General features: G+C 68.7%; 13 protein-coding genes and 1 pseudogene. 2 read left to right on the top strand and 12 right to left on the bottom strand.

The annotated features are described in order from the left end of the window. Positions 1-33: 33 nt before the first annotated feature. From pdeR to DID98_RS17810, 4 genes are all read right to left on the bottom strand, one after another. Positions 34-2,037, bottom strand: a complete 2,004-nt coding sequence (gene pdeR, locus DID98_RS17825; protein WP_124571120.1) for a cyclic di-GMP phosphodiesterase — start codon at positions 2,035-2,037, stop codon at positions 34-36. A 670-nt stretch (positions 2,038-2,707) separates the two neighbouring features. After that, positions 2,708-6,346 carry a hydantoinase B/oxoprolinase family protein gene (locus DID98_RS17820; RefSeq protein ID WP_124571119.1) on the bottom strand — a complete coding sequence of 1,213 codons (3,639 nt, stop codon included), beginning with the start codon at positions 6,344-6,346 and terminating at the stop codon, positions 2,708-2,710. A 130-nt stretch (positions 6,347-6,476) separates the two neighbouring features. After that, the gene (locus DID98_RS17815; RefSeq protein ID WP_044847288.1) at positions 6,477-7,781 is read right to left on the bottom strand and encodes an MFS transporter; all 1,305 of its coding nucleotides are present in this window, start codon (positions 7,779-7,781) and stop codon (positions 6,477-6,479) included. A 226-nt stretch (positions 7,782-8,007) separates the two neighbouring features. Then, positions 8,008-8,781, bottom strand: a complete 774-nt coding sequence (locus tag DID98_RS17810; RefSeq protein ID WP_124571118.1) for a putative hydro-lyase — start codon at positions 8,779-8,781, stop codon at positions 8,008-8,010. A 203-nt stretch (positions 8,782-8,984) separates the two neighbouring features. Between DID98_RS17810 and DID98_RS17805 the strand changes: the two genes are divergently transcribed. Then, on the top strand, positions 8,985-9,917 hold the full coding sequence (locus DID98_RS17805; RefSeq protein ID WP_124571117.1) for a LysR family transcriptional regulator: 933 nt from the start codon (positions 8,985-8,987) through the stop codon (positions 9,915-9,917). A 62-nt stretch (positions 9,918-9,979) separates the two neighbouring features. On the opposite strand, the gene DID98_RS17800 is transcribed toward DID98_RS17805, so the two are convergent. The 7 genes and pseudogenes from DID98_RS17800 to DID98_RS17770 form a co-directional block, all read right to left on the bottom strand. Next, a complete protein-coding gene (locus tag DID98_RS17800; protein WP_124520399.1) occupies positions 9,980-10,306 on the bottom strand; it encodes an antibiotic biosynthesis monooxygenase in 327 nt (108 codons plus the stop codon). 64 nt (positions 10,307-10,370) lie between these two features. Next, positions 10,371-11,357 (bottom strand): YkgJ family cysteine cluster protein, encoded by a 987-nt coding sequence (locus DID98_RS17795; protein WP_124571116.1) that lies wholly within the window; start codon positions 11,355-11,357, stop codon positions 10,371-10,373. Next, on the bottom strand, positions 11,351-12,160 hold the full coding sequence (locus DID98_RS17790; protein ID WP_124571115.1) for a MetQ/NlpA family lipoprotein: 810 nt from the start codon (positions 12,158-12,160) through the stop codon (positions 11,351-11,353). Before DID98_RS17790 ends, DID98_RS17795 begins: the two co-directional genes overlap by 7 nt. Beyond that, the gene (locus DID98_RS17785) at positions 12,157-13,206 is read right to left on the bottom strand and encodes a formylglycine-generating enzyme family protein (protein WP_124571114.1); all 1,050 of its coding nucleotides are present in this window, start codon (positions 13,204-13,206) and stop codon (positions 12,157-12,159) included. The genes DID98_RS17790 and DID98_RS17785 overlap by 4 nt, the downstream gene beginning before the upstream one ends. A 10-nt stretch (positions 13,207-13,216) precedes the next feature. Continuing rightward, entirely contained in the window at positions 13,217-15,172 is a 1,956-nt protein-coding gene (locus DID98_RS17780; protein ID WP_124571113.1) for an arylsulfatase, read from the bottom strand. A gap of 179 nt (positions 15,173-15,351) precedes the next feature. After that, positions 15,352-15,429, bottom strand: a pseudogene (locus DID98_RS17775) (short-chain dehydrogenase); the annotation flags it as partial. A gap of 102 nt (positions 15,430-15,531) precedes the next feature. Next, the gene (locus DID98_RS17770) at positions 15,532-16,485 is read right to left on the bottom strand and encodes a LysR family transcriptional regulator (RefSeq protein WP_124487720.1); all 954 of its coding nucleotides are present in this window, start codon (positions 16,483-16,485) and stop codon (positions 15,532-15,534) included. A 127-nt stretch (positions 16,486-16,612) separates the two neighbouring features. On the opposite strand from DID98_RS17770, the gene DID98_RS17765 reads away from it, so the two are divergent. After that, positions 16,613-17,632, top strand: a complete 1,020-nt coding sequence (locus tag DID98_RS17765) for an NAD(P)-dependent alcohol dehydrogenase (RefSeq protein WP_124571112.1) — start codon at positions 16,613-16,615, stop codon at positions 17,630-17,632. A gap of 268 nt (positions 17,633-17,900) precedes the next feature. Here the strand turns inward: DID98_RS17765 and DID98_RS17755 are convergent, their stop codons facing one another. Then, positions 17,901-20,216: a TonB-dependent receptor gene (locus DID98_RS17755; protein ID WP_124487722.1), complete on the bottom strand. Its 2,316-nt coding sequence runs from the start codon at positions 20,214-20,216 to the stop codon at positions 17,901-17,903. Positions 20,217-20,272: the final 56 nt, after the last annotated feature.

Here is a 20,272-nt window from a genome sequence, read left to right as displayed (position 1 = left end):
GCGCAAGCGGCGACGCCCGTCATGCGGGGAGGCTCAGGCGATCAGCCTGAGCTTTCTGGTTTCCGCGAGCCAGGCCTCGAAGGCCTGGGCCGGCATCGGCCGCGCGAAGTAGAAACCCTGCGCGTGGTCGACGCTGATCTGCTTCAGGAATTCGGCTTCCGCGTGCGTCTCGACGCCCTCGGCGACCACCGAGAAACTCAGCGCCCGCGCGAGCGACACGACCGAGCGCACCAGCGCCTGCGAGCGCGGGTTGCGGTCGATGCCCGTGATGAAGCTGCGATCGAGCTTGATCGAATCGAGCGGCAGCCGCGACAGTTGCGACAGCGACGAATAGCCGGTGCCGAAATCGTCGAGGTGAACCTCCGCGCCGAGCTGGCGGAACTGCTTCATCAGCTCGTGCGCCGCTTCTTCGTCCTCGATGAAGCTGCTTTCGGTGAGCTCGATGTCGACGAGGCTCGGCTTCAACCCGGCGCTGTCGAGGATCGACGCGAACTGATCGACGATGTTCATGTCCTGCAACTGCCGCGCGGACACGTTCACCGCGATCCGCACGTCGAGCCCCTTCGCCTTCCACGCGGCGGCCTGCGCGGCCGCGGTGCGCATCACCCAGCGCCCGAGCGGCGCGATCAGCCCCGATTCCTCGGCGAAGCGGATGAACTCGATCGGCGCGACGAGCCCGCGATCCGGCGACTGCCAGCGGATCAGCGCCTCGACGGCGTGCACGTCGCCGGTCGCGATGTCGACGACCGGCTGGTAGTGCAGCACGAACTGCTCTTCCTCGAGCGCCTTGCGCAGGTTCGTGTCGAGCCACATGTACTTCGCGACCTTCTGGTTCATCTCCAGCGAGAACACGCGGTACGTATGCTTGCCCTCTTCCTTCGCGACGTACATCGCGGTGTCGGCGCTGCGGATCAGCGTTTCGAGCGAATCGCCGTGCTGCGGATACATCGCGATGCCGATCGAGCAGCTCGTGTAGACCTCCACCAGCCCGAGGTGGATCGGCGTACGCAGCCGCTCGAGGATGATTTGCGCGGTCGCCTCGAGCAGCGGCCGCGTGCCGTGCTCGAACAGCACCAGGAATTCGTCGCCGCCGAGCCGCGCGAGCGTCGCGCCGGACGGCAGGCAGCCGCCGATGACCGCGGACACGTCCTGCAGCAGGCGGTCGCCGGTGATGTGCCCGTAGTGGTCGTTGACGCGCTTGAAGTTGTCGAGATCGAGGAACAGGATGCCGACCTGGCCGCGCACGTCGGTGCGGTCCGCGGCCAGCGCGACGCGGATGCGCTCGCTGATTGCATGACGGTTCGGCAAGCCGGTCAGCACGTCGGAATTCGCGAGTTCGCTGAGCCGCTGCTGCGCGTTGCGCTCCTCGGTGACGTCGACGCCCGAGCAGATCAGGAACTGCTCGTCGGCACCGCTGCCGCTCTGCACGAACTTGTTGCGGAACTGGAACAGGCGCGGGCCGTTGACCGTGTTGATGTAGCGCTCGACCTCGAACGCCCGGTTGCTCGCGAAAAAGCCGGTGATGTTGCTGCGCGACTGCGCACCCTGGTCGGGGCTCATGAACAGCTCGAACGCGCTGCGGCCGATCACGTCGACCTCGCGCTTGCCGGTCACTTCCTCGCACAGGCGGTTGAAGCGCTGCACCATGCCGTTGCGGTCGAGGATCACGACGAGCGAATTCACCTCGGACACGACCTGCTCGGCGAACGCGAGCCCGTGCGCGAGGTCGCCCGCGACGGACGCGGTATCGGAATAGGCGGAGGCGGTGCCGGCCCAATTGGCGGTGTCGACCTTCCTGCCGACCAGATGGAGGCTGACCGGATCGCCGAACAGCGCGAGTTCGAGCACGAGGTGCGACGTGACGCCGGTGAGCGCGCGGATCCGCGCGGACTGCTCGCCGGTCAGTGCCACCGCGACATTGGTCAGGCCGCGAACGGCGGCCAGCTCGAGTGCATTGCTGTCGCTGCCGAGCCGCCAGCACGGGCTATGCGTACCGAGATGCGCTTCGAGCACGGCGCGATCGTTTTCGTCATCCATGGACACGCCCCGATCCAGAAAAAACGCACAGTGTAGACGGAGGCGAGCCGGCCGCCCCCGATCCCCGGGCGCGCAGTGCGCGTACCCGGTGGGGCAGTCGTGATGACCGTGCCAGTGGCCCTCGTTCCGTACTTGTTTCCAACCAATGCGAACCGGCGTTCGCGCATCTCGCGCGCAGGTTTTCCAAACGAATGATGGAACCCATCTTATCAAATGACGAAGAAGATTGGCACTCACATTTGGAACGGGGTGTCAAGGAATTGGAACTCGGTTGGCATGACGGATTTTTCGTGATCGGCGGGAGGCACGAAGCCGGTCGCGAACGCGTCGAACCCGGCCGGTGGAATCGCCGGAGCGCCCGCCGGACGGGCGGTTTGCAGGAAATCGAGGCATCCCGGCAGCGACGTGTCGGCACGGCGCTGCGGCGGGGTCGGATCGCATTGCGCCGCGCGCGGAATCGGGATTCTCGTTGCCCGTTCGTGCGTGAATGCGCGCCCTTATTCCCAGCGCCGTTGCAACATCGCGTCGATCGGTGCGAGCGAATAGATCGCCGGACCGCGCAGCCGATGCAGCAGAATGAATGGAACCGGTGCGATCGCCGCCCGGAACGCGCGAAAGCGGTGCGGCGGGCGCCCCGCCGCACCGCTTTCCGCGTGCGCCCCCCTGCCGCTCAGCCCGCCGCGCCGTACCCGCCGCCGCCCGGCGTTTCGACGACGAACACGTCGCCCGGCGCCATCTGCGCGCGGCCGATATGCTCGAGCGTCTCGACCGTGCCGTCCGCCCGCTCGATCGTGTTGCGGCCGAGCGCGCCGGCCTCGCCGCCCGCCGCGCCGAACGGCGCATGGATCCGGTTGTTCGACAGGATCGACGCGGTCATCGGCTCGAGGAAGCGGATCCGCCGCACCGCGCCGTCGCCGCCGCGCCAGCGCCCGGCGCCGCCGGAACCCGCGCGCAGCCGATGCGAGTCGAGCCGCACCGGATAGCGCCATTCGAGCACCTCCGGGTCGGTCAGCCGCGAGTTCGTCATGTGCGTCTGCACCGCGCCGACGCCCGCGAAGCCGTCGCCTGCGCCGCTGCCGCCGGCGATGGTCTCGTAGTACTGGTAGCGATCATTGCCGAACGTGAAGTTGTTCATCGTTCCCTGGCTCGATGCGACGCAGCCGAGCGCGCCGTACAGCGCGTTGGTGATCGCCGACGACGTCTCGACGTTGCCCGATACCACGGCCGCCGGATACTCGGGGTTCAGCATCGAGCGCGCCGGCACGATCACCGTCAGCGGCTTCAGGCAGCCGGCGTTCAGCGGGATGTCGTCGCCGACCAGCGTGCGGAACACGTACAGCACCGCGGCCATGCAGACGGCCTTCGGCGCGTTGAAGTTGTTGTCGAGCTGCGCGGACGTGCCGGTGAAGTCGATCTCCGCGCGGCGCGCCGCGCGGTCCACGCGGATCGCGACGCGAATCTCGGCGCCGTTGTCGAGCGGATAACGATACGCGCCGTCCTGCAGCGCGCCGATCACGCGCCGCACCGCTTCTTCCGCGTTGTCCTGCACGTGCCCCATGAACGCGAGCACGACGTCGCGGCCGAACTGCCCGACCATCCGCCGCAGCTCGTCGACGCCCTTCTGGTTCGCCGCGACCTGCGCGCGCAGGTCCGCCATGTTCTGCTCGACGTTGCGCGCCGGATAGCGGCCCGACGCGAGCAGCGCGCGCGTGTCGGCATCGCGCAGCACGCCCGCCGACACGAGCTGCCAGTTGTCGATCAGCACGCCTTCTTCGTCGATGTGCGTCGAATCGGGCGGCATCGAGCCCGGCGTCGTGCCGCCGATGTCCGCATGGTGGCCGCGCGAGCCGACGTAGAACAGCGGCGTGTCCGAGCCGTCCGCGAACACCGGCGTGATGACGGTGACGTCCGGCAGGTGCGTGCCGCCGTGATACGGGTCGTTCAGCATGAACACGTCGCCGTCGCGCATGCGGCCGCGGTTGCGCTCGATCACCGTGCGGATGCTCTCGCCCATCGAGCCCAGATGCACCGGCATGTGCGGCGCGTTCGCGATCAGGTTGCCATCGCCATCGAAGATCGCGCACGAGAAGTCGAGCCGCTCCTTGATGTTCACCGAATACGCGGTGTTCTGCAGCCGCAGCCCCATCTGCTCGGCGATCGACATGAACAGGTTGTTGAAGATCTCGAGCCGCACCGGATCGGCATCGGTGCCGAGCGAGCGGCGCGTCGGCAGCGGCGTCGTGCGCGTCAGCACGAGGTTGCCTTGCGCGGTCATCTGCGCGCGCCAGCCGGGTTCGACGACGGTCGTGCCGTTCTTCTCCGCGACGATCGCCGGGCCGTCGATCGCGTCGCCGGCCAGCAGCGCGTCGCGCACGTACAGCGCCGCGTCGTGCCATTGACCGCCGGAATGGAAACGCACGGCGCTGTGCGCGCGTGGCGCCGCGCCCGTGTCGCGCGGCACGAGCGGTGCGATCTCGACCGGCGCATCCGAGCGGCCGATCGCCTCGACCGATGCCAGCTCGGCGACCAGCGGCGTGCCGGGCATCAGGAACGCATAGCGCTGCCGGTACGCGGCCTCGAACGCCTGCTGCATCGCGGCGACGCTGCCGGCCGGCACGTCGAGCGCGGAATCGGTGCCCTGGTAGCGCAGGTGCACGCGCCGCTCGGTCGCGATGCGCTCCGGCGCCACGCCCTGTTCGAGCAGCGCGCCGACCGCGTCGTCGGCCAGCCGGTCGAGCGCCGCGTTCAGCGCCGGCAACGATTCATCGGACAACACGGCTTCCACCGCGCGCTCGCGCATCGCGGTCTGGTCGGCGAGCCCCATCCCGTAAGCGGACAGCACGCCCGCGAGCGGATGCGCGAACACCTGCGTCATCCCGAGCGCGTCGGCCACGCCGCAGGCGTGCTGGCCGCCCGCGCCGCCGAACGTCGTCAGCACGTAGCGCGACACGTCGTGGCCGCGCTGCACCGAGATCTTCTTGATCGCGTTCGCCATGCTGCCGATCGCGATTTCCAGGAACCCTTCGGCCAGCGCCTCGGGCGTGTCGCGCCGCCCGGTCGCCGCGTGAATCTCGTCGGCGAGCGCCGCGAATTTCGCGGCCACGCCGTCGCGGTCGAGCGGCTGGTCCGCATGCGGGCCGAACACGCGCGGGAAGTGATCGGGCTGGATCTTGCCGAGCATCACGTTGCAGTCGGTCACCGTCAGCGGGCCGCCGCGCCGGTAGGCGGCCGGCCCCGGGTTCGCGCCGGCCGATTCGGGCCCGACGCGCAGCCGCGCGCCGTCGAAGCCGAGCACCGAACCGCCGCCGGCCGCGACCGTGTGGATGCTCATCATCGGCGCGCGCATCCGCACGCCGGCCACCTGCGTCTCGAACACGCGCTCGAATTCGCCGTTGTAGTGCGACACGTCGGTCGACGTGCCGCCCATGTCGAAGCCGATCACGTGCTCGAAGCCGGCCGCGCGCGCGGCGCGCACCATCCCGACGATGCCGCCGGCCGGGCCGGACAGGATCGCGTCCTTGCCCTGGAACGCGTCGGCGCGCGTCAGGCCGCCGCTGCTCTGCATGAACTGCAGGTTCACGCCGGGCATCTCGTGCGCGACATGCTCGACGTAGCGGCGCAGGATCGGCGACAGGTAGGCGTCGACCACGGTCGTATCGCCGCGCGACACCATCTTCATCAGCGGCGACACCTCGTGCGACACCGACACCTGCGTGAAGCCGATCCGGCGCGCGAGGTCCGCCAGCGCGCGCTCGTGCGCGGTGTAGCGATAGCCGTGGATCAGCACGATGGCCAGCGCCTGCACGCCCGATTCGAACACGCGGCGCAACGCCGCTTCCGCGCGTTGCGCGTCGAGCGGCACGACGACGTCGCCGTGCGCGCCGATCCGCTCGTCGACCTCGACGACGGTCTCGTACAGCGCATCGGGCAGCACGATGTCGAGATCGAACAGGCGCGGCCGGTTCTGGTACGCGATGCGCAGCACGTCGCGAAAGCCGCGCGTCGTCGCGAGCGCGGTGCGTTCGCCCTTGCGTTCGAGCAGCGCGTTGGTCGCGACCGTCGTGCCCATCTTCACCATGTCGACGCGCTCGGGCGTGATCGGCTCGCCGTCGGCGAGGCCGAGCAGGTGGCGGATGCCGGCCACGGCCGCGTCGCGATACTGCTCGGGATTCTCCGACAGCAGCTTGTGCGTGACGAGCGAGCCGTCGGGCCGGCGCGCGACGATGTCGGTGAAGGTGCCGCCGCGGTCGATCCAGAATTGCCAGCGCGCGGCGTCGGAGGAAACGGGGAAAGTGTGTCGGTCAGTCATGGCGATGAACTCGATGCGTCGTTGAACGAAGGACGAGCGCCGCCGCACGGCGCGCGTCGCGCGCCGCGTGAGGGCTTCGATGAAAAGGGAGCGGTAGAAAGGCGGCGGGCGGGCGCCCGCCCATGCAGCCTTATGCGGCGTCGAGTTCGCGGCCGCGCGTCTCGGGCAGCGTCAGCGCGGCGACGATCAACACGCCGTAGGCGGCGACCGCGAAGATCCCGATGCTCGCGCCGAGCCCGTAGTGCTTCGACAGCGCGCCGATCAGGAACGGGAACAGGGCGCCGATCGCGCGGCCCACGTTGTAGCAGAAGCCCTGGCCCGAGCCGCGCACCCGCGTCGGGAACAGCTCGGTGAGGAACGCCCCCATCCCGGAGAAGATGCCCGATGCGAAGAAACCGAGCGGGAAGCCGAGCCACAGCATCGACGCGTTCGTGAGGTGCAGCACCGGCGACGTGTAGGCGAACGCGATCACCATCGAGCCGAGCGCGAACAGGATGAAGTTCGGCTTGCGGCCGAGCCGGTCGGTCAGGTACGCGCTCGTCAGGTAGCCGACCCACGAGCCGAAGATGATCATCGCGAGATAGCCGCCGGTGCCCATCACGGTCAGGTGCCGCTCGGTCTTCAGGAAGGTCGGCAGCCAGGTCGTGATCGCGTAGTAGCCGCCCTGCGCGCCGGTGGTCAGCAGCGCCGCGCGCAGCGTCGTCGACAGCAGCTTCGGCGCGAAGATTTCGGTGAGGCGCGGCGCGTCGGCTACCTTCGCCTGCGTGGCCTTCTCCTTCTCGTAGACGTCCGGCTCCTTCACGTAGCGGCGGATCACGACCACCAGCAGCGCCGGCGCGAGGCCGACGAGGAACAGCGCGCGCCAGGCCTGTTCGGCCGGCAGCACCGAGAACAGCAGCGCATACAGCAGCGCCGACAGCCCCCAGCCGATCGCCCAGCCCGACTGCACGAGGCCGACCGCCTTGCCGCGATCGCGGGCGCGGATCACTTCGCCGATCAGCACCGCGCCGGCCGTCCATTCGCCGCCGAAGCCGAAGCCCATCAGCGCGCGCGCCGCGAGCAGCTGGTGATAGTTCTGCGCGAGCCCGCACAGCGCGGTGAACACGGCGAACCACAGCACCGTCAGCTGCAGCGTGCGCACGCGGCCGATCCGGTCGGACAGGATGCCCGCGATCCAGCCGCCGAGCGCCGACGCGAGCAGCGTCATCGTGCCGATGAAGCCGGCGTCCGCGAGCGAGATGCCCCAGGTCGCGACGAGCGTCGGGATCACGAACGACAGCATCTGCGTATCCATCCCGTCGAGCATGTAGCCGACCTTGCAGCTCCAGAACGCGCGGCGTTCGCGCGGCTGCGCGTCCGCATACCATCCGAACAGGCCGTTGCGTGCGGGGCCCGCGGGGTCGGCGGCGGGCGCCGCGAGGGTCTTGCTTTCCATGGTGAAGCTCCTGTCGAAATATGCGGTCGAAACCTTGCGTGTGGTGCGTGTGGTGCGTGTGGTGCGTGTGGTGCGTGTGGTGCGGGTGGTGCGTGTCGTGCGTGCATCGCACTCGTCGGGCCGCGGGTGCGCGCCGCCCTCCGGGCGGGCGGATCGTCTGTGGTCGCGGCATGCCGCCGCGTCGGGGCCGGACCGGCGCCCGTGCGGGCCGCCGGCGTCGGTCGGGTCAGAACACGGCCAGCGACGCGTTCGTGATGTCGGTCATCAGCATGTAGCCGGGCGTATGCGCGATCGCGAGCGGCAGCTTCGCGTCCATCAGCGCGGTTTGCGGCGTCACGCCGCACGCCCAGAACACCGGCAGCTCGCCGTCGCGCACCGTCACCGCGTCGCCGAAATCGGGCGCGCCGAGATCGACGATGCCCAGTTCCTGCGGATGGCCGATATGGACCGGCGCGCCATGCACGCCCGGGAACCGGCTCGTGATCTGCACCGCGCGGATCGCGTCGGCGCCGCGCAGCGGCCGCATCGACACGACCAGCTGGCCGCCGAAGATTCCCGCGCGCCGGTTCGGAATCGTCGTACGGTACATCGGCACGTTGCGACCCTCCTCGATGTGGCGCAGCCGGATCCCTTCGCGCGCCAGCATGTCCTCGAACGAGAACGAGCAGCCGATCGCGAACACGACGAAATCGTCGCGCCACAGCGCTTCGAGCGATTCGACCCGCTCCGTCAGGCGCCCGTCGCGGTAGACGTTGTAGCTCGGCACGTCGGTGCGGATGTCGAGATCCTCGCCGAGCACGTCGAGCCGGAACGCGCCGGGTTCGCCCACGCCCAGCAGCGGGCACGCTTTCGGGTTCGCCTGGCAGAAGCGCAGGAAATCGTGCGCGTACGCGTTCGGCAGGATCGCAAGATTGGCTTGCGCGAACGGGCCGCACTGGCCGGCCGTCGGGCTGCGAAACGTGCCGTTGCGCACGGACTGGCGGAATTCGGTAGGCGTCATGATGGTCGCGGGCAGATCGATATGTCGTCGGAATGACGGTTGCGTCAGCGGATACGGCGAAGAATAGAAAAGAAAAAATTTTGTCGCCAACGAGTTTTTTTGCGTCGCGTGTATAGAATTTCTTTACACGAAGCCGGGTTTTCCCCAGTCCCGTTCATTTTTTCAGCGGGGCAAGCTGCGCGCCCAACGCCTTGCCGACCGCCATGAACACGCGTTTCCTCGAAACCTTCGTCACGCTCGCGAAGCTGCGCAACTTCCGCACGACGGCCGCCGCGCTGCATGCGACGCCGGCCGCGATCTCGCAGCGCCTGAAGGCGCTCGAGGACGAATTGCAGACCGTGCTCGTCGATCGCGACAGCCGCGAATTCCGGCTCACGCCGAACGGCGAGTACCTGCTCGGCTATGCGAAGGCCGTCGTCGAGGCGACGCACGAGCTGCAGGCCGCCGCGGCCGGCGAAAGCGCGCTGCGCGGCAAGTTGCGGCTCGGCGTGATCGAGACGGTCGTGCACAGCTGGCTGCCGCATTACCTGCGCCGCCTCGCCGCCGACTATCCGCAACTGGAGATCGACCTGACCGTCGACGTCAGTGTCGTGCTGCAGCGCCGGCTGATGGCCGGCGAACTGGACCTGATCATTCGCGTGGAGGGAAGCGACGAGGCGTCGGTCGTCTGTGACGCGCTCGCGAACTATCCGGTGCGCTGGATCGCGCGCGCGGGGCTGCTGCCGACTGCGCGCGCCGGCCTCGCGCGGCTGGTGCTGCGCCAGCCGATCCTGACCTACGGGCGCGGTACCGCGCCGCACCGCGCGCTCGAGGACATCGTGCGCACGCTCGCGCACGCGCATGGCGTGCCGCTGTCGGAGACGCGCATCACCGGCTCGCCGTCGATCTCGGTGATCGTGCAGCTCGTGCGCGACGGCTTCGGCGTCGCCGCGATTCCGGTGCTGTTCGTGGATGCGCTGATCGCGAGCGGCGAGGTCGTCGAGCTGCCGCTGCAGCCGTCGCCGCCGTCGATCGTCGTGTCGATGTCACGGCGGGCGGACGCGCCGAAGTTCGTGCATGGCGCGTCGATCGCGGCACGCGCCGCGTGTCACGAGTATTGCGAGAAGAGCAACCGGCTGCTGGTCGAGGCGCTTTGATGTCGTGTGGCGACGCCGGGCGGATCACGCACGGCGCCTGAATCGCCCGTTCGGCGATCGGCTTACGCCGGCTGCCGCGCATGCGGCTGCGCGAGCTTGCCGTCGCCGTACTCGTGCAGCACCTGCGAGATCACCACGCGATAGCCGTCCAGCCAGCGCGCCTGCTTCGCCTTCGCTTCCAGATGCGCGGGATGCTGCATCAACTGCCGCAGCGCCGCCTCCGATTCCCAGTAGTAGACGTTCTGGATCAGCCCCGCCTCGGCGTTCTCCCACGTCTCCTCGCCGAGGTAGCCGGGCGTCGCGCGCGCCATGTCGGCGATCTGCCGGTCGAGGCGGTGGAATTCGTCGTCGTATTGCCCTGCGCGGAAAATGAAGGTCGATGCGTACATGCGCGCCCCGTCGGAGACGGTTGAAAGAGCGCAAGTGTAAGGCACGCGCGGCGTGCCGCCGGTGTCACGCGGTGAGCGCGATGGAAGCGCGCCGATCGTCGAGCCACGCGTCGATGCGCGGGGCGTCGGTGCGCGTGCCCGCCGTGGCGGCCGGCATGGCGGCGAGTGCGTTCCCCGCACGTTCGAGTGCCTGCGCAAAGCCGCGCAATTCGGCCGTCGCCGGCCGGTCGTCGAGACGACGGCGTGCGAGCGCCGCCTCGATACGTGCGTCGATCAACGCGCGCTGCGCGTCGATGAAGTCGATGCACAACGCGCGGCAATGTGCGGACACCGATGCGACCGCCAGCAGCACCGGCACGATCGACATCGTCAGGTAACCGCCGGGCGCAAGCCGCGCCAACGCCGCGCGCACCTGCGGTCCGCCGTCGATCAGCGATGCGAACACCGCGTCGCGCCATACCGCACGCTCGAACGCGAGCGCATCGCGAAACGTGTCGAGCGCCGCGCGGTCCGCGAGCTGCCCTGCCGTCACGAGCGGCAGCGCCGACGCCATATCGAGGGAAGCCGAGCCGCCGTCCGCGCCGACGATGCAATTCGCACCGAGCCACGCCGTCTCGTCGCGCCGCCCGGCGAGCACGCGGGATTGCAGGCGGTCCGGCAGCATCGGATCGAGCGGCACGGCGCCGCAGATCGAAGGCTTGTCCGCATGCACGCTGCAGCGGCCGTCGTCGGCCAATGCAGGACAGCGCCCGAGCGACGGATAGTCGTAGCCCTGAAGCGTCAGCGCAATCCATTCGTCGTTCGCGCCGCGTGCGCGGTGGAACAACGCGTTCGCGAGCGCATCGCAGGCGGCAATGTCGTCCGCGTCGAGCGCATGCTCGCGTCCGCCCGCGCGCGTTCGTTCACCGATGCGCCGCTTCGGCACACGATGGATCGTCAGCGCGCCGACGAAGCGGTGCCGATGCCGGAACAGTTCGCGCAACGACAGCGTCGGCGCGCTGTTGCAGCAGCGGCCGCACGCATTGCACGCGAGGCGGTAGTCGTCTACCACGGCCGCCGCACCGAGTCCTGATAGCGTGTCAGGATGAAATGCGCGACGTCGTGCGAGTGATACGCGGCGACGAGCTGCGCGACCCACGGCTTCATGCGGTCGGCGTCGCGCACGGTCAGCACGTTCGCATACGGCGAGCGCGCATCCTCGAGATTGATGCTGTCGCGCGCCGGTTGCAGCCCCGCGCGCGCGGCGTCCTCGTAGTCGATCGCGACGAACGCGGCCGAGTCGAGCGCCGCATGCAGCCGGTCGCGGCGCAGCGCGACGAACTTCAGCGCGAGCCGGTTGCCCGTCACGTCGCGCAGCGTCGCGTGCAGGCCGGCCTGGTCGCGCAGCGTCACCAGCGTGTCGTTCTGCAGCAGCACGAGCGCGCGAGCCATCCCGCGCGGATCGGCCGGGATCGCGACCGTCGCGCCGGGCTGCAGTTCGTTCAGACTCCTGATCTTGCGCGAATAGAGCGCCATCGGCAGCGTGACGGTCGGCGCGACGGCGTTCAGTGCATGACCTTTCGCCGTGCGCGTCGCGGCAAGGCGCTGCGCGTCCTCGAAGCTCGCCGCGTCGATCCTGCCGTCGGCGAGCGCGGTATCGATGCGCGACGCGTCGTCGAATTCGACGACGTCGACATTCAGCCCGCGCGTGGCGGCGACACGCTTCACCTCGTCCAGGATGTCCGCATGCACGCCGTGCGTCACGCCGACGCGGATCGTCGACATGACGGTTTCGGCCGCAACGATCCAGCCCGAATGGGCGACACCGCACGCAACGATCAGCGACGCGGCAACGCAATGAATCACCCTCTTCATGACGCATCCCTCAGAATCGTGCGAAACCCGATATGCGATGCACCGAGATCCGCTTCCTGCTGCTCGCGCGACGACGCGCGATAGCGCACGCAGTAATCGCGCGAGCACAGGAACGAGCCGCCCTTGATCACCATCGGCGTGTCGTGCCGGCGCGTCGGCGGTGCGACGGCCGCCGTGTCGCCGTTCGTGTGCGACTGATGCTGGCCCGTGTATGTGTCCTTCGTCCATTCCCACGCGTTGCCGATCATGTCGTACAGATGGAAACCGTTCGCCGCATAACAGCCGACCGGTGCGAGGCCCGCGTGGCCGTCCTCGGCCGTATCGAGCACCGGGAACGCGCCCTGCCAGTAGTTCGCGGCCGGCTTGCCCTGCGCGTCGCGCGGCGCCGCATCGAGCGACGCGTCGTCGCGACCGGCCTTGCCCGCGTATTCCCATTCGGCTTCGGTCGGCAGATCGCGGCCGAGCCAGCGCGCATACGCGAGCGCGTCGCGCTGCGTGACGAGCGTGACGGGCAGGTTGCCGAGCCCGTCGACGCTGCTGCCGGGGCCGCGCGGCTGCCGCCACGATGCGCCCTTCACCCAGGTCCACCATGCGAGGTCGCGCGCGTTCAGCTCGTCGCGCGTCGGCACGTGAAACACGGCCGCGCCGCCCTGCTGCTCGGCCTCGGTCACGTAGCCGGTCGCCTGCACGAACGCGGCGAACTGCGCGATCGTCACGTCGGTCTGGTCGATCCAGAAGCCGCCGACGCGCGTCTTGCCGTCGCCCGCCGGACGCTCGTCCGCATAGCCGCGTGTGCTGCCGAACACGAACGCGCCGCCGCTCAGGTGCACCATCCCGGCCTTCGGGTCGTCGCGCCACTTCGCGGGCAGGCCCGAGTAGCGCTCGCACTGCCGCTCCGAGCCGAGCGGCACGAGCGGGCGGCCGCGATTCGCGTCGTCGAAGGCGCCGGCGGGCGACGCCGACGGGCTCGCATAGCCGACGGCGAACGCAGCCGCGAACAGCGTGGCCGCGAGTGCCGCGCCGAGTGTCCGGAAGCGGAACCGCATCGTGCCGTCCTCAGTAGTAGCCGCGCGGACGCAGCGGTTCCACCCCGCCGACGTTGCTCATGTACGTCTTCCACTGGTCGACGAGCGTGCTGATCACCGACGGGTTCTGCGCCGACACGTCGGTCGTCTCGCCACGATCCGCCGCAAGGTCGTACAGCTGCCAGTGGCCATCGAGCGGCCCGAGCGGCGGTTCGGTCCACAACGCCTTCCAGCGGCCGTCGGCGCTGCGCAGGTATGCGCGGCCGTACGCTTCGTCGCCGAACGGCGTGGTATGCACCTCGCCCGTCGCCGAGCCGGTGAGCACCGGCAGCAGCGACTGGCCCGTCGGCGGATAGACGTAGCGGTTGTTGTAGACGACCTTGCCCTTGTTCTGGTCGACGCCCGTCAGCGTGTTCACGAGCGGCGGCGCCGGTTGCGACGGCGGCGTGACGCCCGCGACCGCGAGGAAGGTCGCCGTGTTGTCGGTCACGTGCGTGAACGCGCGCAGCGTCGGCAACTGGCGTGTCTGCCCCGGCAGCCGCACGATCGTCGGCGTCGACACGCCGCCTTCGGCCGAATAACCCTTCGTGAGCCGGAACGGCGTCGCGCTCACTTCGGCCCAGCGCAGCCCGTACTGCAGCCGTTGCGCGTTCTGCTTGCCGTTGTCGGTGCCGAGCGTCGAATAGACCGGCTCCTGCCCGTTCGCGGTGTCGGTCGCCGTCGGGTCCGCGCCGGAGTCGATCGGCCAGCCTTCCGCGCCGTTGTCCGACTGGAACATGATGAACGTGTTGTCGTATTCGCCGATGTCCTTCAGGTGCTGGATCAGGAGGCCGATGTTGTAGTCGAGATTCTCGACCATCCCCGCGTAGATCTCCATGTAGCGCGCCTGCGCGCGGCGCTCGGCCGGGCTCAGGCTCGCCCACAGCTTGTCGACCTTGCCGGTGCCGTAGTCGCTGTAGCCGTCGGCGGCGGAATGCACGGCGCTGATGTACTTCGCGTTCGCGGTGCCGTTGTTCGCCGTTGCCGGCGACGCGGCCGTCGTCTCGGGCAGGCCGTCGAACGGCTTGAAGTCGGCGGGGATCAGGCCGAGCGCCTTCTGCCGCGCGATCCGCGCGTTGCGGATCGCATCGTAGCCGGCGTCGTATACGCCCGCGTACTTGTGCAGCCACGGGTCCGGCACCTGCAGCGGCCAGTGCGGCGACGTGTAGGCCGCGTACGCGAAGAACGGCTTGCCGTCCTGCCTGTTCGCATCGATGTACGAGATCAGCTTCTGCGTATAGAAGTCCGTCGAGTAGAACACGGCCGGATTGCCGCCCGCGCCGCCCGGCTGTCCGGGCTGGCCCGGCTGCACGTAGCTGCCGTCTTCCGTGTAGTTCGACGAGCCGGCCGGCTCGTGCGCGAAATGGTTCGTCGCCGCGCCGCCGAGCAGCACGTAGCTGCGCTCGAAACCCCACTGGTCGGGCGTCTGGCCGCTGCCCGTCGCACTGCCGACGATCCCCGAGCCGATGTGCCACTTGCCCGCGATGTACGTGTGATAGCCGGCGTCCTTCAGTAGTTGTGCGAACGACAGCGCGCGATCGTTCAGGTAGCCCTCGTAGCCGGGCAGCCCGCGCCGCTCGTCGGTCGGCACGCCCATCGTGCCTTCGCCGACGAGGTGGTGATCGGTGCCGGAAATCAGCATCGCGCGCGTGATCGCGCAGACGGTGCCCGTGTGGTGGTTCGACAGGATGCGGCCCGACGCGACGAGCGCGTCGAGGTTCGGCGTGTTGATCTCGCCGCCGAACGCATGGATGTCGGAGTAGCCGAGATCGTCGGCCATGATGTACAGGATGTTCGGGCGCTTCGCGGCCTGCGGCGGTGTCGCGGCGGACTGCGACGGCGCATCGCTGTCGACGCCCCCGCACGATGCGAGCGACAACGCGCCGGCAATCGCGGCGCAGACGACACGGAAACGGAAGGCATGCAACGGCGACGCGGACTTTTTCATTTTGTCGAACGCTCGATTACGGATCGGCGATCTTAGCGGCGCCCGCGCGGCACCCAAAGTCGGATTCGTCACATGCTAACGGGAAGCAGGAATATGCACGCCGCCCGTTGATCGACGACTCGCGCCGTCATGCACGCGTTGCGTCAGTTGCGTCCGCCGAGGGTACCGCCGCCGTTCACCGCGAGCGCGTTGACCGTCACGCCGTGTCCGGCGAGTTCCAGCGCCCACGTGCGCGTGCAACCGACGAGCGCGCTCGCGCGCGGCGCATGCACGACCCGCACCGATTGTCCGTCAGGCGCAGAAAACGCGTGTGGTCGCCGTCGTCCGCGTCTTCCGCATCGCCCGATCCTGCGGCGTCGCTACGTAGCGTGAACGCTGCGCCGCGGCACGCGCTCGCCGTCGGCGTCGTCCGATGCCAGCATGCGCGGAATCTCGTCGACGAACGCATCGATGACGACGCGCACCTTCGACGGCACGTTGCGCGACGCCGGCCGCACCGCGAACACTTCGGCGCCCGACACGCTGTCGCTGTCCATCACGAGCGCGAGACGCCCGTCGCGCACGTACGGCGCCATCAGCCAGCACGGCAGCCACGCGAGGCCCGCGCCGGCTGCGGCCGCGTCCGCGATCGCCAGCAGGTCGTCGAACCGCAGGCGGCCGGCCGGGCGATGGTCGTGCACCGCGCCGTCCGGGCCGATGATCCGCCACGGCGTCGGCTGCCCGCCGCGCGAATACGCGATGCCGACGTGCGACGCGAGCTCGTCGGATCCAGTCGGCCGGCCGTGACGTTCGAGATACGCCGGCGATGCGCAAATGCCCATCCTCTGTACGCCAAGCCGCCGCCCGACGAGCGTGCTCGTATCCGCAAGCTCGCCGATGCGCACCGCGATGTCGAAGCCGTCGTTGACCAGGTCGGCCAGGCGATCGCTGAACGACACGTCGATTTCAAGCCGCGGATAGCGCTCGATGATGCGCCGTACGACGGGCGCCACACATTGCCGGCCGAACAGCACGGGCACGCTGATCCGCACGCGCCCGGCCGGCTCGCGCCGGCCCGAGTCGAGCGCGGCCTCCGTCTCGCCGAGTTCCACCAGCAACCGCCGGCACTGCTCGTAATAGACGAGCCCTTCGTCGGTCAAGCCGAGCTGGCGCGTCGTGCGCTGCAAGAGCCGCGCGCCGAGCCGTTGTTCGAGACGCGCGACGATCTTCGCCACGGCCGAGCGCGTCATGCCGAGGCGCAGCGCCGCCGCGGCGAAGCTGCCCGACTCGACGACGTCGACAAATTCGGCGATGCCTCTCAGCCGCTCGTCCATGCAGTTCCACTCCGATGGGATGACAGGTTTGTATCCGTGCCGGCGACAATCGTTGGCCGAATAATCGCCAATGCGTCCGGACGCGCAACACTATGATAGTCCGGTCTATCTCGAAAAAGGAGTCGACATGCACGCATGGCAAATCAGACCGGGGGACGGCATTGCCGCGCTCCGGCGCATCGACGCGACGCGTCGCCCCGTCGGGCCAACCGACGTCGTCGTGAAAATCCACTCGGCAGGCCTGAACTACCGCGACCTGATGTTCGCGCGCGGCGACTATCTCGGCATCGGCAAGGACGCGCTGATTCCTGTCGCCGACGGCGCAGGCGAAGTCGTCGAAACCGGCCGCGACGTCACGCGCTTCAAGCCGGGCGATCGCGTGATCAACACGTACTTCCCGCGCTGGATCGACGGGCCGCCCACGCCGCAGAAAGTCTCGGGTTCGCCCGGCGCGCAATTCGACGGCGTGCTCGCCGAGCACTTCGTGTCCGACGAAGCGGCGCTGGTCGCGATTCCCTCGCATCTCGACTACGACGAAGCGGCGACGCTGTCGTGCGCGGGCATCACCGCATGGAACGCGCTGTTCGCCGACGGGGGCGCGGGGCCGGGCTCGACCGTCGTGCTGCTCGGCACGGGCGGCGTCTCGATCGTCGCACTGCAGCTCGCGCACGCGGCGGGCCTGCGCACGATCGTCACGTCGGCGAGCGACGCGAAACTCGAACGCGCCCGCGCACTCGGTGCGGACGCAACGATCAACTATCGCGCGACGCCCGAGTGGCAGCACGAAGTGCTGCGGCTCACCGGCGGTGCGGGCGCGGATCTCGTCGTGGAAGTCGGCGGACACGACACGCTGCCGCGCTCGGTCGCCGCGACGAGGCTGGGCGGCATCGTGTCGGTGATCGGCGGCGTCAGCGGGTTCGGCGGCCCCGAACTCGGGCTGCTGTCGCTGATCGGCGGCATTCGGAAACTGCACGGGATCATGGTCGGCAGCCGCACGATGCTCGACGACGTCGTGCGGCTCGTCGATGCGAAACGGATCAAGCCGGTGGTCGATCGCGTGTTCGGCTTCGACGAGGCGCCGCAAGCGTATGCGTACCTGCAGTCGGGCCAGCATTTCGGCAAGGTCGTGATTCGCGTCGCTTCGTAACGGATGGATGAAGGCGGCGGCCGCCGCCTTCTTTCCGGCACACCCGGAACCCGTGCCGGATCCCCGTACGCCCCCGGATCGCCGGCTTCGCGACGCCGGTCGTCGCGTTGTCGCGTCGTCGCGTCGTAGCGCACCGTCGTGTACACGTATCGCGCGCCGACGAACGACGCAGGCATGAACCGAACCTTGCCGTTCGCTTCGACGTTCCGATACCTGATCGACGTTACCGTCGCGCCGTTCGTCGAACGGACGCGGCACGCGCCGCGCGTCAGATCTTCGCGGTCAGCGTGATCCCGACCGTGCGCGGATCGCCGTACAGCACCGGATACGCGCCATACGACGGCAGCAGCTCGAGCTTCTTGTAAACCTTGTTCGTCAGGTTCGTCACGTAGCCCGTCACGATGTATTTCTGGTTCGGCGTCGTGTACGACACATGCGCGTTCAGTACCGTATAGCCGCCTTGCCAGAGCTGCGGCATCGTCTGCCGCGTCGCGCTGAAGTATTCGCGGCTGCGGTAGTTCACGTCGCCCCCGGCCGTCAACGTGCCGAACGACACCGGCACGCGATAGTCGAAGCCCGCGTTCAGCGTCGTATGCGGTGAACGCGCGAACGAGTTGCCGACGGCCGTCGGCACGTAGCGGAACTCCGTGAAGCGCGTGTTCAGCATCCCGAGGTTCGCGAACAGGTACAGGCTGTTGACCGGCTGCGCCTTCAGCTCGAGTTCGAAGCCGTCCGCGCGCCCCTGCCCCGCATTCGACAACGTCGACACCGGCGGCCCGCCGAACGGGTTCGGCGCGAGCGCGAATACCTGGATGTCGCGATAGTCGTAGTGGAACACGCTCGCGTTGACGATCAGCCGCTTGTCGAACCACTCGCTCTTGATGCCGATCTCGTAGTCGGTCAGGTACTCCGGCGACACGGTGGACACCGTGCTCTGCGTATACGCGTTGCCGTTGTAGCCGCCCGAGCGGAAACCGCGTGCATAGCGGAAATACGCGCGCACGTTGTTGCTAAGCGCATATTCCGGCGTGAGATCCCAGGTCGGCGCACGCCACGTGTTCGTCTGGTTCTGCTGCGCGCTGACCGCGAGCGGCGACGACACCGACGACGGCGACCACCAGCTGTTCGGATCGCTGAACGTCACGCTGCCCGTGCCCTGCAGCCCCGTCAGATTGATGGTCTTGCGCTCGATCGTGTAACGCAGCCCGCCCGTCACGTTGAAACGGTCGGTGAAACGGTACTTGACGCTGCCGAAGATCGCCGCGCTCTGCGTGTGCTGCGTGAGGTCGGTCTGGTGGTAGAACGCGGGCGACGGCGCGCCCGGCAGGCCGCCGCCGGCGCCCTGCTCGGCCAGTTGCTCGGTAAACAGGTGCGTGCCGACCAGCCAGCTCAGCCGCTCGCTCTGCGGCGATTCGAGCCGGAACTCCTGCGAGAACTGGCGGCTCGACAGGCGGTCATGCGAGCGTGCCGCATCGAACGGCGAATAGTCCTCGTCGTCCTGATACCAGCGGTGCAGCCCTTCGAATGCCGTGATCGACGTCAGCGACACCGCCGGGTTGATGCGCCAGTGCGCGGTGAGCGACGTACCCCAAGTCGAGATGTGATCGCTCGACGGCGCATTGAGCGACACCGTGTACGGATCGGTCGACCCGACGAAGCCGAACTGGTTCGCGCCGCCGCGACCCGCGCCCTCCGCGTGCCATGCATCGCCGCCGCCCGTGTAGTTGCGGCCGTGGATGTTGAACAGGAAATCGGTGTCTGACGTCGGCACGGCCAGCACCTGGAAGCGCACGGCGTTGTCGTGGAAGCCGCCGAAGCGCCCTTGCTGCACGGTGTTCGTGTAGAAACTGTCGGCATTCTCGTGATACACCGACACGCGCGCGGCCAGCACGTCGTTCTTGCCGATCGGACCGCCGATCGCGGCTTCCGCGAGCCGGCTGTTGTACTGGCCGAGGCCGAGCTTGCCGTAGCCGCTCACGTCGAAGGTCGGCTTCTGCGACGTGATGCTGAGCGCGCCGCCGACGGTATTCTTGCCCCACAGCGTGCCCTGCGGCCCGCGCAGCACCTCGATGCGATCGAGGTCGAACAGCGGAAAGCCCTGCCCGAACACGCTGTTGATGTATACGTCGTCGAAGTACACGCCGATCGGGCTCAGCGACAGGTCCGAAGGATCGTTGCTGCCGACGCCGCGCAGGAACCAGCGCGGCCGCTCGCGGCCCTCGGTCGATTGTCCGTTGAAGTTCGGCACGTACTTCGTCACGTCGTTGATCACGCGCAACTCGTTGTTCTTGATCGCGTCGCCGCTCAGCGCACTCACCGCGACCGGCACGTCCTGAATGCGCTCCTTGCGCCGGCGCGCGGTCACGGTCACCGTGCCGAGATTCGCTTCGCGTACGGTCGACCCGCGATTCGCGCCGGTGGTCTTCGGCGCTGCCGCGGTCGCGTCGTCCGACGCCTGTTGCGCCGGCTTCGCGTCCGGCGCCCCCGCGGTCGCCGCGCCATCCTCTGCCCATGCGGGCAACGATACGGTGCCGCCCGTCAGCAGTCCCCCCAGCGCGGTGACGATTAGTTTTTTCCTGAACATCGATGAGTCATCCTGTTTGATCGGTTGAACGCACGTGCGTGCGCGACGCACGGGTT

The organism is Burkholderia sp. Bp8984, assembly GCF_003853755.1.
Classification (GTDB): Bacteria; Pseudomonadota; Gammaproteobacteria; order Burkholderiales; family Burkholderiaceae; genus Burkholderia.
This window is presented reverse-complemented; position numbering and strand designations above follow the sequence as displayed.

Bases quoted from the DNA above. Each gene is read 5' to 3' on its own strand.
- DID98_RS17755 (WP_124487722.1), bottom strand. From the start codon at position 20,216: ATGTTCAGGAAAAAACTAATCGTCACCGCGCTGGGGGGACTGCTGACG.
- DID98_RS17780 (WP_124571113.1), bottom strand. From the start codon at position 15,172: ATGAAAAAGTCCGCGTCGCCGTTGCATGCCTTCCGTTTCCGTGTCGTC.
- DID98_RS17820 (WP_124571119.1), bottom strand. From the start codon at position 6,346: ATGACTGACCGACACACTTTCCCCGTTTCCTCCGACGCCGCGCGCTGG.
- DID98_RS17815 (WP_044847288.1), bottom strand. From the start codon at position 7,781: ATGGAAAGCAAGACCCTCGCGGCGCCCGCCGCCGACCCCGCGGGCCCC.
- pdeR (WP_124571120.1), bottom strand. From the start codon at position 2,037: ATGGATGACGAAAACGATCGCGCCGTGCTCGAAGCGCATCTCGGTACG.
- DID98_RS17805 (WP_124571117.1), top strand. From the start codon at position 8,985: ATGAACACGCGTTTCCTCGAAACCTTCGTCACGCTCGCGAAGCTGCGC.
- DID98_RS17810 (WP_124571118.1), bottom strand. From the start codon at position 8,781: ATGACGCCTACCGAATTCCGCCAGTCCGTGCGCAACGGCACGTTTCGC.
- DID98_RS17770 (WP_124487720.1), bottom strand. From the start codon at position 16,485: ATGGACGAGCGGCTGAGAGGCATCGCCGAATTTGTCGACGTCGTCGAG.
- DID98_RS17800 (WP_124520399.1), bottom strand. From the start codon at position 10,306: ATGTACGCATCGACCTTCATTTTCCGCGCAGGGCAATACGACGACGAA.
- DID98_RS17785 (WP_124571114.1), bottom strand. From the start codon at position 13,206: ATGCGGTTCCGCTTCCGGACACTCGGCGCGGCACTCGCGGCCACGCTG.
- DID98_RS17765 (WP_124571112.1), top strand. From the start codon at position 16,613: ATGCACGCATGGCAAATCAGACCGGGGGACGGCATTGCCGCGCTCCGG.
- DID98_RS17790 (WP_124571115.1), bottom strand. From the start codon at position 12,160: ATGAAGAGGGTGATTCATTGCGTTGCCGCGTCGCTGATCGTTGCGTGC.